The organism is Fulverythrobacter fulvus (assembly GCF_037154085.1).
Taxonomy (GTDB): Bacteria; Pseudomonadota; Alphaproteobacteria; order Sphingomonadales; family Sphingomonadaceae; genus Andeanibacterium; species Andeanibacterium fulvum.
Window position 1 is genome coordinate 569,401 of the sequence record NZ_JBANRM010000001.1, and the last position, 18,805, is coordinate 588,205.

Consider the following 18,805-nt stretch of genomic DNA (forward strand, 5'->3'; position numbering starts at 1 on the left):
TTTGTCCAAACGCGAACCCGCCGCGTCACCAATCCCCTCATGCGCAGGGCGATAAGGCTGGTGCCCCTGGCCCGACTCGAACGGGCACGTATTGCTACAAACGATTTTGAGTCGTTCGCGTCTACCATTCCGCCACAGGGGCCCTGCGCTCGCCGCGCTTAGCGGGGGTGAGCGCAGGGTTCAAGCGTGGTCAGAAATTCCACCCCAGATGAAGCCCCATGACCCGCATTTTCAGCGCCGCATTGCCCTTGTCCCAGTCGAGCGATGGGAGAGCCGCGGGCTTGTCGACCGCTTCGGGCCCCGCGATGCGCGGATAGGCAACCGACTGCCGCGCGGCGACGGGCGACGGCAGGACATCGGCCCTGACGCCTTCCGGTAGCTGGAATGTCGGCACGGCGGCCGGCTTGTGGCGTTGTACCACCACGCTGCGCAGTTCGACCTGCGGCGACTGTGCAGTCAGGCTGACGGCGGCCAGGCCGCCCAGAAATATGCTGAGACCCATAAATGCCCCCCGATCTTTCGGATGGGGAGCATTTGGGGCACGCGTGGCTAATTCCGGGTTCCCGAATGCGGTACCCGGCGCATTAAGCACGAAATTGCGACAGGATCAGCCCTTGATCGCGCCCGCGACGAGCTTGTGCAGCCGCGAATGGAGCGGATCGTTGCCGGCGATCACCTGCTTGTCGCAGATCGCTTCGGAACGGCCGCGATAATCGGTGACGAACCCGCCGGCCTCACGCACCAGCAGGCAGCCCGCTGCCGTATCCCACGGGGCAAGATCGCTTTCCCAGAACCCGTCGAACCGCCCGGCTGCGACCCATGCCAGGTCGAGCGAGGCAGCGCCGAAGCGGCGGATACCGGCAACCTGCGGACCGATGGCCGCAAAGATGCGGGTCCATTCGTTGAAGTCGCCATGGGCGTGATAGGGAACGCCGGTTGCAATCAGCGCTTCCGACAGGTGCCGACGGGCGGACACGCGCAGGCGCGCATCATGCAGCCAGGCACCGCGTGCCTTTTCCGCCCAGAAAGTCTGGTCCGTGATCGGCTGATAGACCAGGCCCGCCACCACATCGCCCCAGCCCGAACCGTCGAGCTTGGGTTCCTGCACGGCAATCGAGATCGCGAAATGCGGGATGCCGTGGAGGAAGTTGGACGTGCCGTCGAGCGGATCGATGATCCAGCGCGGCTGGTTGGGGTTCGGGTCGATCTCGCCGCTTTCCTCAAGCAGGAAGCCCCAATCGGGGCGAGCCTGCCTGAGTTCGTCATACAGCGTACGCTCAGCCGCATGGTCCGCCTTGGACACGAAGTCCGAGGGGCCCTTGCGGCTGACCTGCAGGTGCTCGACCTCGCCAAAGTCGCGGCGCAAGCGCCCACCCGCCTTGCGGGCGGCGCGTTCCATCACGCGAATGAGGCCAGAAACTGCTGCCATCGAAGTATTCCCCAGTTACAGCGCCGGAGCGCCGCCGGCACTCCAATGCGCGGAATGTGTCAGCGGCCCTCGCCGCTCTGCTTTGTGGCCGGCTTGGGAGCCGCCGCACCGCCGGCCTGAGCATTCGCCTTGAACGAAATGCCGCACACGCCGGCCGAAGCACGGTAGATGTCGCCGGGCTTCTTTTCGTCCAGCCCCTGCTCTTTCAGCACCTTGCCGGTGGCGACGCTGATCTTGCCCAGCGAATTGCCATACATGCAGGTCAGGAGACGGGTCTTCACCGGCTGTTCCACTTCCTTCGAAGTGAAAGCGGTGTTGAACAGGCGGAAGATGATCGCCGCGCGCTGAATATCGGCCTGCTGTTCCGGCGTAAGCTTGGCCGGAGCAGCATTGGCCGCCCCTTCCTCGCCCGCGGCCTGGGCTGCGGGAGCGACCGCCGCGATCAGGGCGGCAGTGGTGGCGGCAAGAAGGAGCGGTTTCTTCATGGTCAGTCGGCCTTTCTCACATATTCGCGTGCGTAGACGTCCACCACGATGCGGGTCCCGCTTTCGATATGCGGAGGCACCATCACCCTGACGCCGTTTTCAAGCACAGCAGGCTTGTAGCTGGAGCTGGCGGTCTGCCCCTTAACCACGGCGTCGGCTTCGACGATTAGGGCTTCGACCTGTTCTGGAAGCTGAACGGAAATCGGACGCTCGTCATACATTTCGAGCACCACATCCATGCCGTCGGTCAGGAAGGCACGGGCTTCGCCCAGCAGGTCCGACTCGAGCGTGATCTGGTCGTAAGTGTCCTTGTCCATGAACACCAGCTGGTCGCCATCCTCGAAGAGGAACTGGAAATCCTTGGTATCGAGGCGCACGCGCTCGACCGTGTCGGCGCTGCGGAAGCGCACGTTGGTCTTGCGGCCGTCGATCAGGTTCTTCATCTCGACCTGCATGAAGGCGCCGCCCTTGCCCGGCTGGGTGTGCTGGATCTTCGCGACTCTCCAGATGCCGCCCTCATATTCGAGGATATTGCCGGGGCGGATGTCCACGCCACTGATTTTCATGGGATTCAGCTTTCCAATTGCAAAGAGCGTTGCACAAACATGCGTGTAGAGCGCGCGCCCTAGCGTGTGGCGTCGCCTTCGGCAAGCTGCAGCCACGTGCAAGCGCACTGGCGCACCAAGGCTGCCCATGCTAGCCGCCGCGGCGGAAAGAGGAGCCATGAAACAGGCATGCAGCATCTTCCGCCGGGCCATGCTGGCTACGGTCCTTGCGTCGGCAGGCCCCGCCCTGGCGGATGATAGCGGCCGCCTCTCGACTCTCGAGCGCGGAACCTATGCCTGCGAACTGCCCGGCGACGCAGCCACCCAGCGCGGTGTTCCCGTGCCGGAAGAAGGCTTCGTCATCACCAATGGCTCCGCCTATTCGGCCGAAGGCAAGGCAGGCACCTATCTGCGGGTCGGCGACCGGGTGACGATGACCAGCGGCCCGCTCAAGGGCAATCGCTACGAAGTAAAGAGCGGCCGTTACCTGCGCAAACTTGATAAAAATGGCCAACCCACAGGCCTGCGCTGCATCAGGATCGGCGCGACACCGATGTGATCTTTTCGGCGAAGGCCCGCACGGCCGCCGCCTCGTCTCCGCTCCACACCGCACCCGATACGGCGAGGAAATCCGCCCCGCCCTCGATCAGCGCATCGCAGTTTTCCGGCGTGATCCCGCCGATGGCAACGCAGGGCAGTTCGAACAGGGCCGACCACCAGGCCAGAATTTCAGGTTCCGCGCGATGCTCGGTTTCCTTGGTCGTGGTCGGGAAGAAGGCCCCGAAGGCAACATAGTCCGCGCCCTCTTCTCCCGCTTCCATGGCCAGATGCCTGCTCGCATGGCAGGTCACGCCGATCTGCGCGTCGCGCCCCAGCCTCTCGCGCGCCTCCTTCACCGAGCCATCGGACTGGCCCAGATGGACGCCATCGGCCTTGATCCGCTTTGCCAGCGCAATGGAGTCGTTGACGATGAAAGCCACGTCGCGTTCGGCGCAGATGCGCTGGAGCGGTTCGGCAAGGCGCACGGCCTCGTGTTCGTCCACGCCCTTCACCCGGAACTGGAAGGCAGCAACCGGCCCGGCATCGAGCGCCTTTTCCAGGCGCGCAGGGAAGTCCCCCCCGACTTCGAGCGGGGAGATGAGATAGAGCTGGCAGTGTGGTGTTTCGGCAGTCATGGAATGCGCCTCTAGATTTTCCCGGCCGACTAGCCAAGCGTTCCAGCACGGTTCAGCTGTCTGCCCGCAGGAGACGCCCGATGAAACACGCCCTTATCCTCCTCTCCGCCCTTGCCCTCGCCGGCTGCGTGCACACGCAGGATGCGCCGATCGTCAGCGCCGGGCCGATCCAGCCCACCGGCGCGCAAGTCGCGCTTGGCCAGCCGGTGCAGGTGGGCAAGCTGGTGGCGACGCCGATGGAAGTGGCGGAAGACAGCCGTTGCCCGATGAATGCGCGCTGCGTCTGGGCGGGCCGCGTGATCCTCGTCACCCGCATTGACGGCCCCGGCTGGCGCGAGACAGTGCCGCTCACCCTGGGCGAATCCTATGGCACCCACGGCACGATCCTGACGCTGACTTCGGCCAGCCCAGAACGGGTCACCGGCGAGGAACCGGTGCCCGAGAATTATCGCTTCGGCTTCGAAGGCGGGAACTAGGTCGTAAACTCATAAATGCCACCCACGAGGTTTGAGGCAAAATGGCTCAGCGCAAGGAGGAGAGGCGTAGGAATATGTCGATATTTCCAGCCTCTCCGACGCGGCGCCGGGCCATTTTGGTCAAATCCCTGCGGGACATCCAAATGGCTTCCATCTCGAACCGAAAGACGCTTGCCATGGCAGCAAGCCGTCGCGGCGCGCCTTTCGGCCCGATATGTTCGCCATTTGGATGCCTCGTGACTGGCATTTATGAGTTTACGACCTAGGTAATCGACGCCCGGTAGATTTCGTCGATCGCGCTGGCTAGCGCGGCATCGAATTCCGCATCGCTCATGCCTGCGCGCAGATCTTCCAGCAGCGCCCGGCTGAAGCTGGCAATCATACCGGAGTTCTTTGCGAGTTCGGCGCAAGCATCGGGGCGGTTATAGCCGCCCGAGAGCGCCACCACGCGCGCGACCGCCGGATGGTCGACCAGCGCCTTGTAATGGTTGGCCACGACCGGGATCGACAGCTTGAGCATCACCACCTGGCCATCGGGCATGGCGTCGAGCTGCTTGAGGATTTCCTCGCGCAGGATGGTCTCACCCTCGGCGCGATCGGCGCTCTTGATGTTATATTCCGGCTCCAGAATCGGGATCAGCCCGGCATTCCAGATCTGTGCGCCGAACTCGAACTGCTGGGCGACATTGGCCGCAATGCCGGCCGGGTTCGCTGCGTTGATGACGCTGCGCATCTTGGTGCCGACCACGCCCAGCGCCTTCGCCCGGGCAAGCAATTCGTCGAGGCCCGGCATCGGCTTCATCATCTGGACGCCGTCCGCCTCGTCTTCCAGGCCCTTGTCGACCTTGAGGAAGGGAACGACATTGCGTTCGCGCAGCAAGGCAGGAACGGGCTTGCCATCGGCCTGCCCGTCCATCGTGCGTTCGAACAGGATCGCGCCGAGAACCTTTTCGCCGGTGAAGGCGGGAGAGGTGATGATCCGAACGCGCATCTGGTGGATGAGGCCGAACATCTCCTCATCGGAAGACCAGGCACCTTCTTCGATACCATAGCCCTTGAGCGCCTTCGGCGTCGATCCGCCGCTCTGGTCGAGCGCGGCGATGAAGCCCTTACCCGTGCGAATCCGTTCCAGCATCTGAGCTTCGATCATCGTCCTCTCCATTCGCCGAACTCTGTACCATCGCGACAGGTTAAAACAACGTCTCGGGCTATCGCTCCGTCGCAGCGCAACACACACCATTTCGGGCCAATTTTCGGAGGAAAATTTCCCTGCGGTATTCTTGAAAAAGACCCTCACTTAATCCACCCCTTGAAAATCAAGGGGGACTCTGCGTGGCACGGATTTTTGGCTTAAGTACCGAATCCGACAATCTTAGGAATTTGGATTTCCTGCGCTTCATTGCCAGCCTCGCCATTGTCTACCATCACTCGCATGAGTATTTTATCCATACGGAGGAGCGGACGGCGGTATTTACTCGCAGTGTCGGCCTTGGCCTCTTCGTCGATCTTTTCTTCATGATCTCCGGCTTCGTGATAGCCTATGCCTACGAAGCGCGAATTGGGTCGACAGCCGAATATCTCCGCTTCCTATGGCGCCGCGTAGCTCGCCTCTATCCTCTTCATCTTGTGGTCCTGGCGCTGAATATCGCGCTTTGGGCGATCCTGCTGAGCAGGGGATCCAGCGACTCCGCCCCATCTTTTTCGCCGGACTGTATCGCGGCGACCACCTTGCTGGTGCAGGAATATGTCGATTGCGGATCATCGATCCACTTCAATGGCGTGACGTGGTCAATCAGCGTCGAGATGGGCATGTATATCCTGATGCCAGCCTTCATGCTCCTTGCGAGGCTGGGAAACGGATGGCTCGCCGCCGCGACGGCCAGCGCGATCGCGCTGGCAGCTTTCTTCACCCCACCTGGCGGTGAATGGCTGGGATCCCCACACCTGCTCCGCGGGCTTGCGGGGTTCGCTACCGGCTATTTGCTCTTCAGGATAAGGGACCGAATTCCCGACTTCCGCTATGCGGCCATCGGCGTGCCGGTGCTGTGCATAGCCGCACTCGTCGCGATATTTTCAAGCGCACCCCAGGCCCTGAGTCTGTCACTGCTCGCGGCCTTGATGGTGGTATCCATATCCGCCGATCAAAACGGAAAAATCCTGCCAGTGCTGGAGAAGGCATGTCCGCTAGGTCAACTGACCTACTCGATCTACCTCTGGCACACCCTCTTCATTCTTGCCCTGATCAACGTAGTGGCCGACAAGCTGTTTTATGGGAATATTCCCATCCTGATCGCAGCAACTGCCCTGTGTTACGCTTCGATATTTCTCGCAAGCTACGCGGGCTATTGGCTTATCGAAGTTCCGGGAAGGCGCCTTCTGGCAGGACTTGCCGCGCCAGCCTGGAAAAATCGGCAGGCAACTTAGGCGCTGCGAAGCCTGCCGCATTGCAGCGCTGTAATTTTTCAACCTTCCAGCGCGGCAACCCCCGGCAGCACGCGACCTTCCATCCATTCGAGGAAGGCGCCGCCTGCGGTTGAAATATAAGTGAAATCACCAGCCACGCCTGCGTGGTTCAGCGCGGCGACCGTATCGCCGCCGCCGGCCACCGATACAAGCGAGCCTTCCTTGGACAGTGCAGCCGCGGTCTTGGCCAGCGCAACGGTCGCAGCGTCGAAAGGCTGAGTTTCGAAAGCGCCGAGCGGGCCGTTCCATACCAGCGTGCGGCAGGTCTTGAGCACATCGCCCAGAGATTCGACCGCTTGCGGGCCGACGTCGAGGATCATCTCGTCGGCAGCCACTTCATGCACGTTGCAGATGCGCATGCTGGGCGGATTGGCGGCGAATTCCTTGGCCACGACCACATCGTAGGGAAGATGCACCGTGCAACCGGCACTATCGGCCGCGTCCATGATCTCTTCAGCTGTCGCGGCAAGATCATGCTCGCACAGCGACTTGCCGACATCCACGCCGCGCGCGGCGAGGAAAGTGTTGGCCATGCCGCCGCCAATGATCAGGTGATCGACCTTGTCGACGAGATGCTTGAGCACGGCCAGCTTGGTCGAAACCTTCGCTCCGCCGACCACGGCTGCCACCGGCTTCTGCGGATTGCCCAGCGCCTTTTCCAGCGCTTCCAGTTCCGTCTGCATCGCACGCCCGGCATAGGACGGCAGCAGATGAGTCAGCCCTTCCGTGGTCGCATGAGCGCGGTGCGCGGCGGAGAATGCGTCGTTCACGAACAAATCGGCATTCGCGGCAATTGCCTTGGCGAATTCCGGATCGTTCGCTTCCTCGCCCGGCCAGAAGCGGGTATTTTCCAGGATGGCGATATCGCCATTGCGCAGGATACCGATGGCCTGCTCCACGATCGGCCCGGCAACTTCGGGCACGAACATCACTTCCTTGCCGAGCACATCCTGCACGGCATCGAGCACCATGGAGAGCGACTGAGTGGAGCTGCGCTGTCCCTTCGGGCGGCCGAAATGCGCCAGCAGCAGGACCTTGGCGCCCTTCTGCGAGAGTTCGAGGATGGTCGGCGCGCTGGCGCGAACGCGGGTATCGTCGGTAACGCGCCCGCCATCCATCGGCAGGTTCAGGTCCACACGGACCAGCGCGACCTTGCCGGTTACGTCCCCGGCATCGTCAAGCGTCTTGAAACCGGCCATCTCACCTACCTCGCCAATCAAATACAGCGCAGTCGGAGAAGGATTGCCGTTCGTGCCCCGACTGCGCGCGGCACGAACGGTTCGATCAATCTATCAGAGGAAGCTCGCCATCACACCGGCGGTGTCGAGCATCCGGTTCGAGAAGCCCCATTCGTTGTCGTACCACGAAAGTACGCGCACCAGCTTGCCTTCGATCACGGCCGTTTCCAGGCTGTCGATGGTGGAGCTGGCCGGGCAGTGATTATAGTCGATCGAGACCAGCGGCTCTTCCGAATAGGCCAGAACGCCCTTGAGCGGGCCTTCAGCGGCCGCCTTGAGCAGCGCGTTGACTTCCTCGGCTGAAGTGTCGCGACCCGGCTGGAAGGTCAGGTCCACCACCGAGACGTTCGGGGTCGGCACGCGGACGGAGGAACCATCCAGCTTGCCCTTCAGCTCGGGCAGAACCTCGCCAACGGCGCGGGCGGCACCGGTGGTGGTGGGGATCATGCTCATCGCGGCAGCGCGGGCCCGGCGCGGGTCGGAGTGGATCTGGTCGAGGATCTTCTGATCGTTGGTATAGGCGTGGATCGTGGTCATCAGGCCGCGTTCGATGCCGATATTGTCGTTCAGGACCTTGGCCAGCGGCGCGAGGCAGTTGGTGGTGCACGATGCGTTGGAAACAATCGTGTGCTCGGCCGAGAGCTTGTCGTGGTTCACGCCGTAGACGACAGTGAGGTCCACATTCTTGCCGGGGGCCGAGATCAGCACCTTCTTGGCGCCTGCATCGAGGTGCTTCTGGCAGCTGTCACGGTCAGTGAAGAAGCCGGTGCATTCCATGGCGATGTCCACGCCATTGGCCGCGTGCGGCAGGTTCGCCGGATCGCGCTCGGCAGTCACGTGAATGCGCTTGCCGTTGATGATCAGGTCGTTGCCGTCCACTTCAACGGTGCCGGCAAAAGTGCCGTGCACGCTGTCATGCTTGAACAGACGGGCATTGGCCTTCGCATCGCCCAGATCGTTGATCGAGACGAGCTCCAGATCGTGATCGGTCCGCTCGAAGATCGCGCGGGCCACGTTACGTCCGATGCGTCCGAACCCGTTGATTGCAACCTTGATCGCCATGGTTTGCTCCTTTGCGATGCCAGCTAGAATTACTGGCCCAGTTTTGCCGTGATCTGCGGCACGATGGCTTCAGCGCTGAAGCCGAAATGCTTGAACAGGACTTCCGCCGGGGCCGAAGCGCCGAACCGGTCCAGACCGATATTGATACCGTCGCGGCCGGTATAGGCCTGCCAGCCCAGCGTCGTGCCAGCCTCGATCGACACGATGAGCGTATCGCGCGGCATCACGTCGTTGCGATAGGCCGCATCCTGCTTGTCGAACAGTTCGAGGCAGGGAGCGGAAACCACATCCGCGCCGATACCCTTGGCTTCCAGCGCCTCGGCAGTCTCGATGGCCACGGCAACCTCCGAACCGGTGGCGACCAGCACCACCTTGCGGTCCGCCTTGGCAGCGCGCAGGCGGTAGGCGCCCTTGGCCGAACGGTTGGAGGCCGGGGTCCATTCCTCTTCGCCTTCACCCCGCAGCGCAGGCAGGTTCTGGCGCGAAAGGGCCAGGGCCGACGGCGTATTCGGCGTTTGCAGCGCCAGCGCCCAGCATTCCGCCGTCTCGATGGCATCGCAGGGGCGATAGACATTGAGATTGGGGATCAGGCGCAGGCTCATCACCTGTTCCACCGGCTGGTGGGTCGGGCCGTCTTCACCCAGGCCGATCGAGTCATGCGTCAGCACATAGATCGCGCCGACCTTCTGCAAGGCAGACAGGCGGATGGCATTGCGGGCGTAATCGCTGAAGATCAGGAACGTGCCGCCATAGGGCACGATCCCACCATGCAGCGCCATGCCGTTCATGGCAGCAGCCATGCCAAACTCGCGAATGCCGTAATAGACATAGCGGCCGGAATAATCCTGTGCGGAGAAAGGCTTGGTGGCCGAAGTTTTCGTGTTGTTGGAACCGGTAAGGTCGGCCGAACCACCCACGAGTTGCGGCAGTTTCTCGGTCAGCGGACCAAGCGCCATTTCCGAAGCCTTGCGGCTGGCAACCTTCGGCGCATCCTTGGCAAGGCCGCGGATATAATCGGTCAGCGCATCGCCCGCCTTGTCCGCCACGCTGGCGAGCTGGGCTTCGAACGCGTCCTTATTGGCGCTGGCGGCCAGGCGCGTTTCCCATTCGGCGCGGGCATTGGCGCCCTTGGCACCCAGCGAGCGCCAGTCTGCAAGGATATCGTCCGGTACGACAAAGGGCTCATAGTCCCAGCCGAGTTCCACGCGGGCGGCAGCGACTTCATCGGCGCCCAGCGGCGAACCGTGAACGGCCGAGGTGCCCTGCTTGTTCGGCGCGCCCTTGCCGATGACGGTGGCGCAGGCAACGATAGACGGGCGCGGATCGGCCAGCGCTTCGTCGATCGCGCGGCGGATATCGGCCGGATCGTGGCCATCGCAGCTGACGGTGTGCCAGTTGGTCGCACGATAACGGGCCAGCACATCCTCGCTGGAAGAGAGATCGACCTTGCCGTCGATCGTGATCTTGTTGTCATCCCACAGCACGATCAGGTTGCCGAGCTTCAGATGGCCAGCAAGGCCGATAGCCTCGTGGTTAATGCCTTCCATGAGGCAGCCATCGCCCGCGATCACCCAGGTGCGGTGATTGACCAGATCGTCGCCATGAACGGCGTTGAGGTGACGCTCGGCCATCGCCATGCCCACGCCCATCGCCAGCCCCTGGCCCAGCGGGCCGGTGGTCGCTTCGACACCGTCGAGCAGGAAGTTTTCCGGGTGGCCGGCGCAGGGGCTGCCGAGTTGGCGGAAATTGCGGATGTCGTCCATCGTCGGACGTTCAAAACCGGTCAGGTGGAGCAGAGCATAGATCAGCATCGAGCCGTGGCCGGCCGACAGCACGAAGCGGTCCCGATCCGGCCATTGCGGCGCGGCGGGATCGAACTTCAGATAATCGGACCACAGCACGGTCGCGACATCGGCCATGCCCATCGGCATGCCGGGGTGGCCGATATTGGCCGCCTGGACCGCATCCATCGAGAGAGCGCGGATGGCATTTGCCATGGGCGCGAGGCGGGACGGATCGATGGTCATTCTGGCTGGCTCCTGCGGGTGCGCTGCAAACTGGCTGAATTGTGACGATTCGGCGCGGGGCCTCCTTTGCGGAGTGCTGCCCCCCCGTCAAGCGGGGGCACCCCGCTGTCGATGCGGCGTGCCGGATGGGACACAAGCGTCCTGCGGCGAAGGATAATTCACAACTTTCGTAAGCAAGTTTTTGCGCCGAAGGAGAAGTTTGCGCTAGCGAGCGGTCATGGAACGGCAACGTATCGAACACGCGCTTGCCCGAATTGAGGCTGCTGCGGGCCGGATAGAGGCCGCTGCGGCCGATCGGCGTTCATCAGGCGACCCTGAGCTTGTCCGCAAGCATGAGGAACTGCGCGCGAGCGTAGGCGCGTCCTTGCGCGACCTCGACGCGCTGATCGGATCGCTGGACCAATGAGCAACGTTCAACTGACCATTGGCGGCCGCGCCTATACCGTTTCCTGCCAGGATGGGCAGGAAGGCCACATCACCCGGCTTGGCCAGGCAATCGAGGCCAAGATCGCCACGCTGAAGGGCAATGCCGGCCAGAACGAGGCGCGCACTCTGCTATTCGCGGCCCTGCTATTGGCGGATGAAACGCATGAATTGCGCAACCGGCTCGCAGCGGTTCCGCCCCCCACTCTGCCGCTGGATGGCCCGCCCCTGCCCGCCGAGCGGTTCGAGGCATTGGCCGAACGGCTCGAAAAACTTGCCGAGAGCCTTGAGGGCTGAAGCTCCCTTCCCTAGATAGGGCGATGACGGGTACTGCCCGGTACGCGCCGATCGAACATCCCTGAGGCTATAAGCAAATCCATGGGGGCTGTCCCTGGCCGGACCCTGGTCTGGCACATATGGTCCCCACCTGACGTGAGGCGTCAGAGGATTTCTCCGGCACCGGCCCATGGTGGTCCCGTCACCTGATTCCTTCCGGCTCGCGCCGGTCATGCGGAGCGGATGCGTGACGAGCCCTGTCGAAACCAATCCCGTCGACGAGGAAAAGCAGCGCCTGCGCCGCGCTATGCGCAAGGCACGCCGCGAACATGCTGCCTCGCTTGATCCTGCCACCCGCGCATTGCTGTTCCGCCGCCCGCCCAATCCCGTGTTGGACCTGATTCCCGCGGGTGCGACCATTGGCCTTTATTACAATACGCCCGATGAGGCCCCCGCCCTCGCTTATGCGCGCTTCCTGTTCGAGCAGGGCCACGTTGTCGCCCTGCCCTGGATCGCCACACCAGATGCACCGATGATCTTCCGCCAATGGAACGATCCCCTGGGCGAAAGCGACATCGAGGACGGGCCCTATGGTCCCCAGCCTTCGTCCGAGAACCGAATCGTCGTGCCCGATGTGCTGTTCTGTCCGCTTGTTGCCTTTACGGAGCGAGGCGAGCGCATGGGCCAGGGCGGCGCCTTCTATGACGGGTGGCTGGGCCGAAATCCCGGCAAACTGGCGATCGGCATGGCGTGGGACGTCCAGAAGGTCGATTCCTTGCCGCTGGAGCCCCATGACGCCCCGCTGAAAGCCATCGTCACCCCTACCCGGCTCTACGGACCCTTCTGAATGCGCAGCAAACCCACCTTGCGAATCCCCTTCGGGATTCTCGGCCTGCTCATCGCGCTGGCGGTCTACGCACTGTTCGTCGCCTGGGCTTCGCAATGGATCGGAATGCTGCACGTATTGCTGCAGACGCCGATCTATATCGTGCTGGGAACCATCTGGCTGCTGCCCCTTCGGCGCTTCCTGATCTGGATGGAAACCGGGCGCTGGGGCTGAGCCTCTTCCACGCCAGAACCTGACTGGATTCCACCGCGCAGAGACGCGCCAAGCGGTGCGCCCGAAGGCGATGTTCATTCCGATTTTTCCAGGAAATCCCCCAAGTGGCGCGAGTGACGGGGCTCGAACCCGCGACCTCCGGCGTGACAGGCCGGCGCTCTAACCAACTGAGCTACACCCGCGTTTTCTTGGGCGTGCACCCCTTGGGGAGCGCCGCCACTAGGGCAGGCTGCCCCCCCTGTCAACAGGGGTGATGACAGGTTTTTCACATCGCCATGGTGAGCGCGCTGTTAACCATATGTTGGTGCTTCGCTGCGAGGATTCCGCTCAGACAAATGAGGGGGCATTCTCATGCGGAAATTGCTGTGCGCGGCACTGATCGCCTGCGCGGTTGCCACACCGGCCGGGGCAAAAAGGCCCATTTCGCTGGATAGCGCGGTGTTCGTCGAGCGGCTCGGCCACACCAATGACGGGCGCGTGGAACGGCGGATCGAACCTGCCGGCCAGCTTCGGCGCGGCGACCGCCTTGTCATGGTGGTCGAATGGCAGACCTCTCCCGATGGCAAGAGCTTTGCCGTCACCAGCCCGATTCCGCGCAGCATCGCGTTCCAGGATACGAGCACCGATGCAATGCAGGTTTCGGTCGATGGCGGCAGGAGTTGGGGCCAGCTGGGCGTGCTCAAGACGAGCGACCGCTATGGCAGTCGCATTGCCTCGCCCGAGGACGTCACGCATCTGCGCTGGCTGGTGAACCCCAACGATGCACGGCGCGGCATGGGCCGTGTGACGTACTCCGCCATCGTTCGCTGAGAACTAAACGGCGATTGGCGCCTTGATCGCGCCCTGCGGGGCGTAGCCGGTCACTTCGAAATCCTCGATCCGGTAATCGAAGATCGAATCGGGCTTGCGGAGAATCGCCAGGCGCGGATCGCCTTCCGGCTGACGGCTCAGCTGCTCCTCAACCAGATCGGCATGATTGAGGTAGAGGTGAGTATCGCCGCCCATCCACACGAACTCGCCCGGCTCCAGCCCTGCCTGATGGGCAATCATCCGCTGCAGCACCGCGCCCGACCAAAGATTGAACGGCAGGCCCAGCGCCACGTCGCAACTGCGCTGATAGAGCAGGCAGTTCAGCCGATCTCCGGCGACATGGAACTGGTAAGTCTTGTGACAGGGAGGCAGCGCCATCCGGTCCAGTTCCGCGACGTTCCAGCCTTCGATGATATGGCGCCGACTGCCGGGGTTGGTCTTCAGGCTTTCCACCACCTGGGCGACCTGATTGATGCCCTGCCCCTTGCGATAGGTACCGTCACCGTTCGGCTCGTACGTCGCCCAGTCGACCCACTGCTTGCCATAGACCGGGCCGAGATCACCCCATTCGGCCGCGAATGATTCGTCTTCTGCAATGCGGGCGACAAAATCGTCGAGCGCGATGTCATGGTCGGTCGCACGCACATATTTGGCGTGGGGCCATTCGTTCCAGATCTTCACGCCTTGCAGCACCAGCGGACGGATATTGGTCTCCCCAGTAAGGAACCACAGCATCTCGCGTGTGGCCGTCTTCCAGAAGACTCGCTTGGTGGTGATCAGCGGCATGCGCCCTTCGGACAGATCGAACCGCATCTGCGCCCCGAAGATGGAACGCGTGCCTATGCCCGTGCGATCTTCCCGCTGGTCGCCCTGTTCCCACACCTGCCGCAGCAGATCGAGATATTGCCATTCGGGATGCCGCGACTCATGCACGGTTTCGTCGAAGCTCAAGACGGAATGCGATGCCATGGGCGTATCTAACGCCCGCAAGGCGCGCAGGTAAACGCGCCGAGCACGCTTCCGCAGGATAGTTTGTGGATGACGGGCGCCGCGCGAAGCGCCCTAGAAGTTAAATGGTCGGGGAGAGAGGATTCGAACCTCCGGCCCCTGCCTCCCGAAGACAGTGCTCTACCAGGCTGAGCTACTCCCCGACCGGCGCCATCGCAGTTTCCTGCGGGGCGAGGCAGAGGCGGCCCAATAGCGGCGTGATGGCAGGGTGGCAAGCGGGCATTTTGCACCTGTGGAAATGCAAGCCATTCCACGCCCAAAACAGGTTTCACTGGCCACCATCTTTGCGTCGCACCCCTTGTAATCGGCGCGTAACATCGCCATTGGGGCCCCGAAGGAGCGCGAAGGGCGTTCCCAAGGCTGGCGAGTCACCCAAAAATCATGATCGAACGCGATTCCCTGCGCGACGCAACCCCGTGGGACATCTGGTCCGACGAATCGGGCGACGACAAGCTCCACGAGGAATGCGGTGTGTTCGGGGTTATCGGTGCGGCAGACGCTTCGGCGATCTGCGCGCTCGGCCTCCACGCGCTTCAGCATCGCGGCCAGGAAGCGGCCGGCATCACCAGCTTCGACGGCAGCGAGTTCTTCTCCCGCCGCGGCCTGGGCCATGTGGCGGAGAACTTCTCCTCCGGCGAGGCACTGGCCGAACTGCCGGGCCGCTCCGCAGCGGGTCATGTCCGCTATTCCACCACTGGCGGCTCCGGCCTGCGCAATATCCAGCCGCTCTACGCCGATCTCGCCTCGGGCGGCTTTGCCATCGCGCATAATGGCAACATCTCCAATGCCATGTCGCTCAAGCAGGATCTGGTGAAGAACGGGGCGATCTTCCAGTCGACCTCGGACACCGAGGTAATCATCCACCTCGTGGCGACCAGCCGCTTCCCCACCATGCTCGACCGCTTCATCGACGCGCTGCGCATGCTGGAAGGCGCCTATTCGCTGATCGTGATGACGCCAGAAGGCATGATTGCCTGCCGCGACCCGCTGGGCATCCGCCCGCTGGTGATGGGCCGGATCGGCGATGCGACCATCTTCGCGAGCGAAACCGTGGCGCTCGACGTCGTGGGTGCCGAATTCATCCGCGAAGTCGAACCGGGCGAACTCATCCGCGTCGATCACGCTGGCGCGCTCGAAACGCACCGTCCCTTCGGCAATCCGAATGCGCGGCCCTGCATCTTCGAGCATGTCTATTTCAGCCGTCCGGACTCGATCCTCGATAACCGCGCCGTCTATTCCGTGCGCAAGGAAATCGGCGTGCAGCTGGCGCTGGAAAGCCCGGCCGAGGCCGATCTGGTTGTGGCGGTCCCCGATAGCGGCGTGCCGGCGGCCATCGGCTTTTCCCAGCAATCGGGCATTCCCTTCGAACTGGGCATCATCCGTTCCCACTATGTGGGCCGCACCTTCATCCAGCCTTCGGACGGCGCGCGCCATGCCGGCGTGAAGCGCAAGCACAATGCCAACCGCTTGATCGTGGAAGGCAAGCGCATCGTCCTGATCGACGATTCGATCGTGCGCGGCACTACCAGCCTCAAGATCGTGCAGATGATGCGCGATGCAGGCGCCAAGGAAGTGCATTTCCGCGTCGCCAGCCCGCCCACCGGCTGGGGCTGCTATTACGGCGTCGATACGCCCGAACGTTCCAAGCTGCTCGCAGGCCGCATGGATCTCGATGCGATGCGCGACTTCATCCAGGCCGACAGTCTCGCCTTCGTCTCGATCGACGGCCTTTATCGCGCCGTGGGTCACAAGCAGCGCAACAATGACTGCCCGCAATATTGCGACGCCTGCTTCACAGGCGACTATCCCACCAGCCTGACCGATCTTGCCCGTCGCGAAACCGAAGCGGCGCAGCTTTCCCTGCCGGTCAACAAGGTCGCCTGATGGCCACTGCGTTCGGGACAAAGCCGCTTGACGGCCAGGTAGCGCTCGTCACCGGGGCTAGCCGAGGCATCGGCGCGGCCACGGCCAAGGCGCTGGCTTCTGCCGGGGCCCATGTCGTGATCACCGGCCGCGATGCGGCGCTGCTCGAGGAAGTCGAGGAAGCGATCCACCAGGCTGGCGGCAGCGCCACGATCGCTCCGCTCGATCTGGGCGAGCCCGACGCGATCGCCCGCCTCGCCACGGCCATTTCCAATCGCTGGGATTCGCTGGATATCATGGTGCTGTCGGCAGCCTTCCTGCCGCAACTCGGCCCTGTGACGCAGATCGAACCGCGCTATTTCAATCAGGCGCTCACTACCAATGTGCTCGCCACGCAGGCGCTCATCGCGGCCTTCGATCCGATGCTGAAGCGCAGCAAGAATGCGCGGATCATCGGCCTCACCAGCAGCCTTGCTCAGGCACCGCGCCCTTACTGGGGCGCCTATGCCGCCAGCAAGGCCGCGTTCGAGGCACTGCTGGAATGCCATGCGCAGGAAGTGGCCCGGATTTCCGAAATCCGCGTCGCGATTCTCGATCCGGGAGCGACCCGCACCGCGATGCGCGCACGCGCCTATCCGGGCGAAGATCCGCAGACGGTGAAGGCGCCGGAAGTCGTGGCAGACCGGATCGTGGCACTGGTGCAGGAGGATTTCCCCACCTGCCATCGTGAACGAGTTCAGCCGGCCGGTTAACCAGCTCCGAAAAGAGCGGATAAAGCAGAATCGCGCATCCTGTCTCAACCACGGGATGCCCCTCCCGTGGACCTTTCAGGTAATGGGAGACCGCCGCGATGAACAATGAGAGGGTTACGACCCGCTACGAGATCGCCGCGCAGGAAGATCGCTGCGCACCGCGCACCCGGATCACCATCCCCGCCCAATTGCGGGTTTCCGGCGGACGCGGCTTTCAGACAGTGGTCCACGATCTGTCGCTCTCCGGATTTTCCGCGACCGCGATCAACCGCATGTATCCGCGCTCCCTCTGCTGGCTGACTCTGCCGGGGCTGGAAGCACTGCAGGCGGAAGTCGTGTGGTGGGACAATGCGATCTGCGGCTGCGCCTTTTCCCAGCTGATCAGCCCCATCGTGCATGACAATCTGGTCGCCCGCTTCCGGGGTGACGGGGTCTACAAGCAGATCTGAACTGCGTCAGCGCTTGATCAAGGTCGCCTGGCTGACAGTGATTCCGCCGCCGCGGAAGCCGCCTTCGCAATACATCAGGTAGAAGCGCCACAAGCGGCAGAAGCGTTCATCGAACCCTTCTGGCAGCCGCCCTTCCGCCACGGCGCGATCGAAATTCACCCGCCATGCCTTCAGCGTTTCGGCATAATCGAGCCCGAAATCTTCCTGATCCTCCCATGACAGGCCCCGTTCGGCGGCAAGGCGCTGGAACTCGCTGGTGCGAATCAGCAGCCCGCCGGGGAAAACATAGGCCTGAATGAAATCGGCATTGTGAGCATACCCATCGAACAGTTCCTCCCGCATCGCGATGAACTGGATCGCGGCCCGGCCACCCGGGCGCAGGTTGCGGGCCAGGCAATCGAAGAAGGAGGGCCAATACTCCCGCCCCACAGCCTCGACCATTTCCACACTGACGATTCCGTCGAACTGGCCGGAAACGTCCCGATAATCCTGATGACGGAAGTCTATCGCGCCAGACTGGTGCGAGGCTGCCCAGTGCAACTGCTCGTCCGACAGGCTGATGCCGGTCACCTGGCTCCCGCGCGAGGCGAAGTAATTGCTCAGCGCGCCCCAGCCGCAGCCGATCTCCAGCAAATGTTCCGGATTGCCCAGCCGCTGCGCGAGTCGCTGCCACTTGGAATATTGCGAAGCCTCCAGCGCCGCCTCCTGCGCCGGATCGTAATACAGCCCGCTGGAATAGCTCATCGTCGGATCGAGCCAGGCACCGTAGAAATCGTTGCCCAGATCGTAATGGGCATGGATGTTCCGCTCTGCCCGTTCCCGCGTATTGCGATTGAGCCAGTGAAGCAGCCGCCCGGCGAAGCGCCATGGCCCCTTGGCGCGGCCAGCATCGCCCAGCGCTTCGCCATTCGCCATCACCAGCGCGAACAGCGCCACCTCATCGGGGCTGGACCATTCGCCCGCGTCCCATGCCTGATAGAAACCCACCGAACCGGCAGTGGCGAGCCGAACCAGCGCACGCCAGTCATGCAGCGTGATCTCCGCATCGATACCCGGCGCGCGGCCACCCAGCTGGCGGGTTGTTCCATCGGGAAGATGGGCCGAAAGCCTGCCCGTCGCGAGTCCGCGGTCAAACTCGTCCAGCAGCTTGTGGCCGCCACCGGCAAACAGGCGCGCAAGGAAAGACGGGCCGGTATGAACCCGGTGGCTGCCTTCCAGCAGCATGTCGCCTCGTCTGATCCCCTCCACAGACATGACTCGAGTA

22 protein-coding genes and 3 tRNA genes are annotated in these 18,805 nt (G+C 63.0%); 11 read left to right on the top strand and 14 right to left on the bottom strand.

What is annotated here, in order from left to right:
• Positions 1 to 58: 58 nt before the first annotated feature.
• From WFP36_RS02625 to efp, 5 genes are all read right to left on the bottom strand, one after another.
• Positions 59 to 142, bottom strand: a tRNA-Leu gene (locus tag WFP36_RS02625).
• 48 nt (positions 143 to 190) lie between these two features.
• Positions 191 to 502, bottom strand: a complete 312-nt coding sequence (locus WFP36_RS02630) for a hypothetical protein (protein WP_336977597.1) — start codon at positions 500 to 502, stop codon at positions 191 to 193.
• Between the two features lie 105 nt (positions 503 to 607).
• Positions 608 to 1,429 (bottom strand): inositol monophosphatase family protein, encoded by an 822-nt coding sequence (locus tag WFP36_RS02635; protein WP_336977599.1) that lies wholly within the window; start codon positions 1,427 to 1,429, stop codon positions 608 to 610.
• A 59-nt stretch (positions 1,430 to 1,488) separates the two neighbouring features.
• Positions 1,489 to 1,914 carry a hypothetical protein gene (locus WFP36_RS02640; RefSeq protein ID WP_336977600.1) on the bottom strand — a complete coding sequence of 142 codons (426 nt, stop codon included), beginning with the start codon at positions 1,912 to 1,914 and terminating at the stop codon, positions 1,489 to 1,491.
• 2 nt (positions 1,915 to 1,916) lie between these two features.
• Positions 1,917 to 2,480 (bottom strand): elongation factor P, encoded by a 564-nt coding sequence (gene efp, locus WFP36_RS02645; RefSeq protein ID WP_336977602.1) that lies wholly within the window; start codon positions 2,478 to 2,480, stop codon positions 1,917 to 1,919.
• A 157-nt stretch (positions 2,481 to 2,637) separates the two neighbouring features.
• Here efp and WFP36_RS02650 point away from each other — a divergent pair, with 157 nt between their 5' ends.
• Positions 2,638 to 3,018: a hypothetical protein gene (locus WFP36_RS02650; protein ID WP_336977604.1), complete on the top strand. Its 381-nt coding sequence runs from the start codon at positions 2,638 to 2,640 to the stop codon at positions 3,016 to 3,018.
• On the opposite strand, the gene thiE is transcribed toward WFP36_RS02650, so the two are convergent.
• Positions 2,993 to 3,634, bottom strand: coding sequence for a thiamine phosphate synthase (gene thiE, locus WFP36_RS02655; protein ID WP_336977606.1), 642 nt, complete (start codon positions 3,632 to 3,634; stop codon positions 2,993 to 2,995). The genes WFP36_RS02650 and thiE overlap by 26 nt on opposite strands.
• An 80-nt stretch (positions 3,635 to 3,714) precedes the next feature.
• Between thiE and WFP36_RS02660 the strand changes: the two genes are divergently transcribed.
• Positions 3,715 to 4,110: a hypothetical protein gene (locus tag WFP36_RS02660; RefSeq protein WP_336977608.1), complete on the top strand. Its 396-nt coding sequence runs from the start codon at positions 3,715 to 3,717 to the stop codon at positions 4,108 to 4,110.
• Between the two features lie 262 nt (positions 4,111 to 4,372).
• On the opposite strand, the gene WFP36_RS02665 is transcribed toward WFP36_RS02660, so the two are convergent.
• Positions 4,373 to 5,260 carry a fructose bisphosphate aldolase gene (locus tag WFP36_RS02665; RefSeq protein WP_336977610.1) on the bottom strand — a complete coding sequence of 296 codons (888 nt, stop codon included), beginning with the start codon at positions 5,258 to 5,260 and terminating at the stop codon, positions 4,373 to 4,375.
• A gap of 182 nt (positions 5,261 to 5,442) precedes the next feature.
• Between WFP36_RS02665 and WFP36_RS02670 the strand changes: the two genes are divergently transcribed.
• Entirely contained in the window at positions 5,443 to 6,534 is a 1,092-nt protein-coding gene (locus WFP36_RS02670) for an acyltransferase family protein (protein ID WP_336977612.1), read from the top strand.
• Positions 6,535 to 6,572: 38 nt separating this feature from the next.
• Here WFP36_RS02670 and WFP36_RS02675 read toward each other — a convergent pair whose 3' ends face one another.
• From WFP36_RS02675 to tkt, 3 genes are all read right to left on the bottom strand, one after another.
• Positions 6,573 to 7,772, bottom strand: a complete 1,200-nt coding sequence (locus WFP36_RS02675; RefSeq protein ID WP_336977613.1) for a phosphoglycerate kinase — start codon at positions 7,770 to 7,772, stop codon at positions 6,573 to 6,575.
• 93 nt (positions 7,773 to 7,865) lie between these two features.
• Positions 7,866 to 8,873 carry a type I glyceraldehyde-3-phosphate dehydrogenase gene (gap, locus tag WFP36_RS02680; RefSeq protein WP_336977615.1) on the bottom strand — a complete coding sequence of 336 codons (1,008 nt, stop codon included), beginning with the start codon at positions 8,871 to 8,873 and terminating at the stop codon, positions 7,866 to 7,868.
• Between the two features lie 29 nt (positions 8,874 to 8,902).
• Positions 8,903 to 10,900, bottom strand: a complete 1,998-nt coding sequence (gene tkt / locus WFP36_RS02685) for a transketolase (protein ID WP_336977617.1) — start codon at positions 10,898 to 10,900, stop codon at positions 8,903 to 8,905.
• 217 nt (positions 10,901 to 11,117) lie between these two features.
• Between tkt and WFP36_RS02690 the strand changes: the two genes are divergently transcribed.
• The 4 genes from WFP36_RS02690 (at position 11,118) to WFP36_RS02705 (ending at position 12,659) form a co-directional block, all read left to right on the top strand.
• Positions 11,118 to 11,306, top strand: a complete 189-nt coding sequence (locus WFP36_RS02690) for a hypothetical protein (RefSeq protein ID WP_336977618.1) — start codon at positions 11,118 to 11,120, stop codon at positions 11,304 to 11,306.
• Entirely contained in the window at positions 11,303 to 11,620 is a 318-nt protein-coding gene (locus WFP36_RS02695; protein WP_336977620.1) for a cell division protein ZapA, read from the top strand. Before WFP36_RS02690 ends, WFP36_RS02695 begins: the two co-directional genes overlap by 4 nt.
• A gap of 226 nt (positions 11,621 to 11,846) precedes the next feature.
• Positions 11,847 to 12,446, top strand: a complete 600-nt coding sequence (locus tag WFP36_RS02700) for a 5-formyltetrahydrofolate cyclo-ligase (protein ID WP_336977621.1) — start codon at positions 11,847 to 11,849, stop codon at positions 12,444 to 12,446.
• Positions 12,447 to 12,659, top strand: coding sequence for a DUF2842 domain-containing protein (locus WFP36_RS02705; protein ID WP_336977623.1), 213 nt, complete (start codon positions 12,447 to 12,449; stop codon positions 12,657 to 12,659).
• Between the two features lie 105 nt (positions 12,660 to 12,764).
• Here the strand turns inward: WFP36_RS02705 and WFP36_RS02710 are convergent.
• A tRNA-Asp gene (locus WFP36_RS02710) sits at positions 12,765 to 12,841 on the bottom strand.
• A 169-nt stretch (positions 12,842 to 13,010) separates the two neighbouring features.
• Between WFP36_RS02710 and WFP36_RS02715 the strand changes: the two genes are divergently transcribed.
• Complete coding sequence (locus WFP36_RS02715; RefSeq protein WP_336977625.1) at positions 13,011 to 13,469, top strand: hypothetical protein; 459 nt, start codon at positions 13,011 to 13,013, stop codon at positions 13,467 to 13,469.
• A 3-nt stretch (positions 13,470 to 13,472) separates the two neighbouring features.
• Here WFP36_RS02715 and thyA read toward each other — a convergent pair whose 3' ends face one another.
• Together thyA and WFP36_RS02725 are read right to left on the bottom strand one after the other, a co-directional pair.
• Positions 13,473 to 14,438: a thymidylate synthase gene (gene thyA / locus WFP36_RS02720; RefSeq protein WP_336977627.1), complete on the bottom strand. Its 966-nt coding sequence runs from the start codon at positions 14,436 to 14,438 to the stop codon at positions 13,473 to 13,475.
• A gap of 105 nt (positions 14,439 to 14,543) precedes the next feature.
• A tRNA-Pro gene (locus WFP36_RS02725) sits at positions 14,544 to 14,620 on the bottom strand.
• A 238-nt stretch (positions 14,621 to 14,858) separates the two neighbouring features.
• Between WFP36_RS02725 and purF the strand changes: the two genes are divergently transcribed.
• The 3 genes from purF (at position 14,859) to WFP36_RS02740 (ending at position 17,541) form a co-directional block, all read left to right on the top strand.
• On the top strand, positions 14,859 to 16,361 hold the full coding sequence (purF, locus tag WFP36_RS02730; RefSeq protein ID WP_336977628.1) for an amidophosphoribosyltransferase: 1,503 nt from the start codon (positions 14,859 to 14,861) through the stop codon (positions 16,359 to 16,361).
• Complete coding sequence (locus tag WFP36_RS02735; protein WP_336977630.1) at positions 16,361 to 17,092, top strand: SDR family NAD(P)-dependent oxidoreductase; 732 nt, start codon at positions 16,361 to 16,363, stop codon at positions 17,090 to 17,092. The genes purF and WFP36_RS02735 overlap by 1 nt, the downstream gene beginning before the upstream one ends.
• 98 nt (positions 17,093 to 17,190) lie before the next feature.
• Entirely contained in the window at positions 17,191 to 17,541 is a 351-nt protein-coding gene (locus WFP36_RS02740; protein ID WP_336977632.1) for a PilZ domain-containing protein, read from the top strand.
• A 6-nt stretch (positions 17,542 to 17,547) separates the two neighbouring features.
• Here the strand turns inward: WFP36_RS02740 and WFP36_RS02745 are convergent, their stop codons facing one another.
• On the bottom strand, positions 17,548 to 18,795 hold the full coding sequence (locus WFP36_RS02745) for a cyclopropane-fatty-acyl-phospholipid synthase family protein (protein WP_336977634.1): 1,248 nt from the start codon (positions 18,793 to 18,795) through the stop codon (positions 17,548 to 17,550).
• Between the last annotated feature and the right edge of the window lie 10 nt (positions 18,796 to 18,805).